Origin of the sequence: Synechococcus sp. H55.9 (genome assembly GCF_047462355.1) — a bacterium.
Classification (GTDB): Bacteria; Cyanobacteriota; Cyanobacteriia; order Thermostichales; family Thermostichaceae; genus Thermostichus.
In genome coordinates this window covers 7948-13220 of sequence record NZ_JANSJB010000019.1, presented here as the reverse complement: position 1 = coordinate 13220, position 5273 = coordinate 7948, and the positions used below count along the sequence as shown (strand labels likewise).

General features: G+C 62.8%; 6 protein-coding genes. 2 read left to right on the top strand and 4 right to left on the bottom strand.

The annotated features are described in order from the left end of the window. The 4 genes from NW857_RS04370 to NW857_RS04355 form a co-directional block, all read right to left on the bottom strand. Positions 1–263: HEAT repeat domain-containing protein (locus NW857_RS04370; protein ID WP_414368053.1), on the bottom strand; the 263-nt coding region annotated here is incomplete at its 3' end. A 93-nt stretch (positions 264–356) separates the two neighbouring features. Further along, complete coding sequence (locus tag NW857_RS04365) at positions 357–1115, bottom strand: peptidylprolyl isomerase (RefSeq protein ID WP_414335155.1); 759 nt, start codon at positions 1113–1115, stop codon at positions 357–359. Positions 1116–1187: 72 nt separating this feature from the next. Further along, positions 1188–1943, bottom strand: a complete 756-nt coding sequence (locus tag NW857_RS04360) for a hypothetical protein (RefSeq protein WP_414335156.1) — start codon at positions 1941–1943, stop codon at positions 1188–1190. An 82-nt stretch (positions 1944–2025) separates the two neighbouring features. Continuing rightward, a complete protein-coding gene (locus NW857_RS04355; RefSeq protein WP_414335157.1) occupies positions 2026–2964 on the bottom strand; it encodes a DUF1517 domain-containing protein in 939 nt (312 codons plus the stop codon). A gap of 214 nt (positions 2965–3178) precedes the next feature. On the opposite strand from NW857_RS04355, the gene NW857_RS04350 reads away from it, so the two are divergent. Together NW857_RS04350 and NW857_RS04345 are read left to right on the top strand one after the other, a co-directional pair. Next, positions 3179–4036: a Cof-type HAD-IIB family hydrolase gene (locus NW857_RS04350; RefSeq protein ID WP_414335158.1), complete on the top strand. Its 858-nt coding sequence runs from the start codon at positions 3179–3181 to the stop codon at positions 4034–4036. Between the two features lie 11 nt (positions 4037–4047). Next, positions 4048–5273: UvrD-helicase domain-containing protein (locus tag NW857_RS04345; protein ID WP_414368050.1), on the top strand; the 1226-nt coding region annotated here is incomplete at its 3' end.

Below are 5273 nucleotides of genomic sequence, written 5' to 3'. Positions count from 1 at the left end.
TCCACCTCAGCGGGATCCGGATTGCGACCCAGGGCATAGGCCGCTCCCACCCGCACCAACGGGCAGGGATCCCTGAGCAAAGCCAACAGGCGCAGGATGGCGCGGGGTTCTTCGATCTCACAGAAGGCGCGGGCCGCCTGCATCCGCAAACGGGGATCCGGATCCTGCAACTGCTGCAGCATCCGCTCCACATCCACCTCCGGCGGCGAGTGAGGTGGCAGCTCGTCTAGGGGTTCAAGAGGAGAAAAAGCGTCTTCATGCATGAAAAGGCGCCCACAGGTTGGTGGAGAGGGCGAGCACAAAACCCTCCCCTCCCCAAGCCACGACAGCCGAACCAGCAGCAGAGCTGCTGCCTATCATAAACCGCCGGGGGCCGCCGTCTGATCTGCTCCTGCTGGATACCTGAGCAAGTCCGCTCCTTCCAGCACCCGCGCCGAGCGGATCACATCCCCCACCTGCAGGCGCTCCACCCACTCCATGCCACTGGTGACATAGCCGAACACGGCATAGCGCCCATCCAGGATCGGCAGAGCAGAGAGGGCGATATAAAACTGGGAAGAAGCCGAGTCGAGAGGGCTGGAACGGGCCATGGCCACCGCCCCCAAGCGATGGGGCAAGGCCAGCTTGCTCAGGGCGATGGGATCCTCGATCAACGTGTTGTAGCGGGGGTGAGGCTCTCCGCGCACCTGGATCTCCAGAGGGATGGTGCGCAAGCGGCTGCTGCCCGGCTCTGGGGCGCCGCCGGTGCCATCTCCCCGCGGATCCCCGCCCTGCACCACAAAGGGCTGGGGATCTTTCTCCACCCGATGGAAGGTGAGACCGTTGTAAAAGCCCCGCTGCACCAAATCCACAAACTGGCCGGCGGTAAGGGGCGCCTCCTCTCCGCGGATCTCCAAGAGGACCTTGCCCACTCCTTCAGCAGTTTGCACCTCTAGCTCCACCACTGCCTTCCCTTGCAGTTGCGGGCGATGGGCGTAGGCCGGCGGGATCCCAGATGGAGAGCCAGAAGAGGGGGGCGCACTGCGACAAGCGAACAGACCGAGACAGAGGTACCCCAAAGCTAAGCCCAATCCCACTCTGCCGCGGCTCATTCGCCCCAGCTTGGCGAATTTCATCTGCCCCTTCTCCCTTTTTCTTTATCGATCCAACCTTCCACGGGGATCCCTCTCCAGACAAAAGAGAGATATCTAGATCCGTTGCGACAACCCCAACTGCAAGGTAACGCTGCGAACGCCGTTGCTCACGCCCACCCCGTAGGGGCTGATGGAGATGACTCGCCACTCTCCTTTCACCGCCTGGCCGACCGGCACCTGCCGCACCACGTTGTCCACCAAGATCAAGGCTTTAGGGGCACCCGGATCGTGGATCAACCCCACCAACTTCATCTGGGGCGGCGGTTGAGGCGGGATCCGCGCCGGCGGAGCAGACCTTCGAGCGGCAGGAGGAGCGCTGGCTGCCGCTGCAGGGATCGTTCTCGCCGCCGGCTTGGCCACGACCTCTCCGCTGGGCTCCTGAGAGATAACCTTTTCAGGCAGATCCAGGCGACCTTCCTCCTCTGAAGCCGAGGACGGCTCTTGGGCTGGCAGGGAAGCGGAATAGGCAGGCCCAAGCGCCTCGACGAGATCGGGATCTCTTTGCCGAGGTGGATCGGCCTGTGAGAAAACCCCTGATCGCGGGCGCAGAGTCATCCAAAAAGCCAGCCCCGCCACCAGCGTGGCCGCCAAAGCTAAACCCAGCAGCAGTCCGCCGCCAGCCGAAGAACGGCGGGAAAGCAACGGGGGGCGCGTACCCAAATAGGGATACTCCTCCGCTCCCTCTGCCTCAAGGCTGTGCTCCAGATCCCCAAACAGCTCATCAAACAGAGAATCTGCCTGCCTCGCTTGGCCAGACCATACCCAAGGAGAACGACGGCCCCTGGCTGCTGAAGTATCCAACCCGGACATAGAACCTCTCTGGCCTCACGGTGGGGATCCCGAGGCGTTGAGACACTCAGCCGACTGTTGCCGTCTCCTCAGCCCAGCTCCCTCACAGGAGCCGCATTTCCGGGTACTCGGTCAACAGCGCCTCCGCCGACAGGGTGTCTCCCTCCAACTGCGGCGTCCACAGCACCTCGATGGCCACAATCCGCTCGGCCGGGATGGCAGCCAACTGCATCAGACACTGCCGCAGCTCCGCCACGGAATTAACTACAGGTAGTGTACCCAAGTTGCCACGATACGCAACCAATAGAGTTACCACCAGGTATTCGCCCACGTCCGGGATCCCAGCAGCAGCGCGCTTCAGCGCCGCTTGGGGAACCTGTTGGATTTGGTTATTGCGGTTGGTGAGGGTTTCGGCGCTAAACTTGCTGCGCTCTTGCAAAGAGGCTTGGTAGAACAGGGATTCGGCGCGGGGGAGGGGCAGCTTCTCCACCTGGGCATGGCCGTAGGCCCAGTAGTCGCTGTAGCGCATCAGGCTCAGACTGACATTCTGCAACAGTTGGCTCAGCCCCTCCGGCGACTGGGTGTCTGATTCCAGAGCCAGAGCGTTGATCTCCTTTTGCAGTTGCCGGGCGCTGGCCAGCAGGCCCACTTTCACCTGGGCCACGGTTACCAGCGGGTCGCCAACCCCGTCCTCTCCATCTTCGGAAACAGCCGAGCGCAGGCTGCGCACCAAAAAGCTGCCGGCCCCAATCAAGAGCAGCAGTGTCAGCAGGCCGCCACCGCCCCCCCAGAAAAAGGGCACCACCAGGGGGAACCCGAACCCACCCCCATAGCTGGGGTACACCGGAGCCGAGCGAGGGCCAATGGAGCGGGGCGCAGAGAACGTCGGAGACCGGAAAGAGCCGCCCCCAATACGACCACCACTGCGGGCCCAGACGGCGCTCACGGGGGCCAAAGCCAAGATCAAGGCCAGGGCAACGGCTAGCAAAGGCCGGCAGACGCGACCAATTCGTTTCAGCATGTTCACGGTATTTCTGTCCATCACGGGGCTAGTCTTCCTCAATTGTATGCTCTTTCCTTAAACAGCAGAGGGCAGGGATCCGAACCCTTTAACCGGCCATTTGAACCATTGCTAATCCCCGTCGATTGACCTCTCAGCATCCAACTCAGGATCACTTCAATCTGGCCTATTGAGACTATCGACGGAGCCGACCGCAGTCGTGTTAGGGTCTGGGAGGTTGCCAGGAGGAGGGGCAATGCAAACCGGAGCAGAGGCTCAAATCCAAGAGCAAAAAAAGGAAGGGGGATCCCGGAGGGACATTCGGCTGTTGGTGGTGGACATCGATGGCACGATTGCCGGGCCTTCCAACCAGGTTTCGGAGCCGGTGCAGCGGGCCATTCAAAAAGCCAAAGCCGCAGGTGTGCGGGTGGCGATTGCGACGGGTCGGATGCATCGCTCTGCCGAGCGGTTTCACCACGCCATTGGGGCCGATATGCCCCTCTGCAGCTATCAGGGGGCGCTCATTCGCGATCCCGACAGCCAAAAGACCTTAAAACACTGGAGCCTGGACTGGCGGCTGACGGAGGAGCTGTTGCAGGTGCTGCAGGATCAGCCGGTGGGGGTGCACCTCTACATCGATGACCAGCTCTATGTGCGAGAGCTCAGCCCCCTCAGCCAAGCCTATGCCGAACGCTCCCAGGTGCCGCTCCAGATGCTTTCCCCCGCCCAATATGGGCAAAGCCCCACCAAGATCCTGGCTGTTTGTGAAGATACGGAGTTTTTGCAGGCATTACAGGGATCCCTGCGGCGGCAGTATTCTCCTGAGCAGCTCTACCTCACTCGCTCGGAGCCGATTTTTTTGGAGGCCGCCCATCCGGCGGTGAATAAGGGCAATGCCGTTCGTTTTCTGGCAGAAGAGCTGCTGGGGGTGTCGGCGGATCAGGTGATGGCCATCGGCGATGGCGACAACGACATCGAGATGCTGCGGTATGCGGGGATCGGGGTAGCGATGGGGAATGCCTCGCCGGCTCTGCTGCCCCACGCCGATTGGGTGGCTCCCCCTGTCAGCGAAGATGGGGTGGCGGTGGCCATCGAGACTTTTATTCTCAACTAGGCAGGGAGCCGATGGTGGGTTTGGCTGCTTCTCCTTTTCCCCAAGTCACGCTGCGTCCAGAACAGCAACGGGCATTGGCGTATCGTTCGGGACCTCTGGGGATCGCGGCAGTCCCGGGGAGCGGCAAGACGTTCATCCTGGAGCTGCTGATTGCCGACCTCATCCTGAATCGAGGGATCCCGCCGGAGCGCATCGGGGTGTTCACCTACATGCGGTCGGCGCGGGGCAATCTGATCAGCCGCATCAACCAACGCCTGCAAGAGGCGGGCTATCCGGAGCGCTTTACCCAAGCTTTTACCTTGCATTCGCTATCGCTGCGGGTGTTGCGGGAGGCCCCTGGCCTTTGGGAAGAGCTGTCCATCCTGGAGGGATATGAACAGGAGCGCCTGCTCAGCCGTCTCTGCCGCGCCTGGCTCGCCCACCACACCCACCTCTGGGAGCCGCTGATTCCCCCCGACGATTCCCACCAGAAGGTGGTTCGAAACCGGACGCGGTTTCGGCGTAGCTTCCAGCAGATGGTGCAGGCGGTGATCAGCACGGCCAAGAATCTGCGTCTGGGGCCGGAGCAGATCCCTGCCGACAGGGAGGGCTATCTGGGCTGGGCCGCCCCCCTCTATGCCGCCTACCAGGCGGAGCTGCGTCGCCTGGGCAAGCTGGACTACGACGACCTGGGCTGGCAGGCGGTGGAGCTGATCGAGCGCGACCCTGTGCTGCGGCAGCAGGTGCAAAGCTGGTACGACTACCTGTTCGAGGACGAGGCCCAGGACAGCTCCCCCCTGCAGGAAGAGCTGCTGCGGTTGCTCAGCCAGCGCGCCGGCAACCTGGTGCGGGTGGGGGATCCCAACCAAAGCATCATGGGCACCTTCACCACCGCCGAGCCACGGCTGTTTCGCGCCTTTTGTCAGGCCAATCCCCGAGTAGTCTTAGAAGAGTCCAGCCGCAGCGCCCCCCAGATCCTCGAGTTGGCCAACCGCCTGGTGGACTGGGTGAACCAGAAGCACCCCATCCCGGCCCTGCGCACCGCCCTGGCTCCCCAGCACATTCGTCCGGCCACCGCTGGCGGCCAGAATCCCCCGGCCAGCGAGGGTCAGGTGGAGTTTCGCCGGGTAGCCGGATCGCCGGAGGAGGAGCTGCAGGAGGTAACACGGTGGGCCCTGGCAGCCGCCCAAGCTTTCCCCGACCAGACGGTGGCCATTCTGGTCACCACCAACGAGCTGGGGGGCAAGGCCCTCGACTA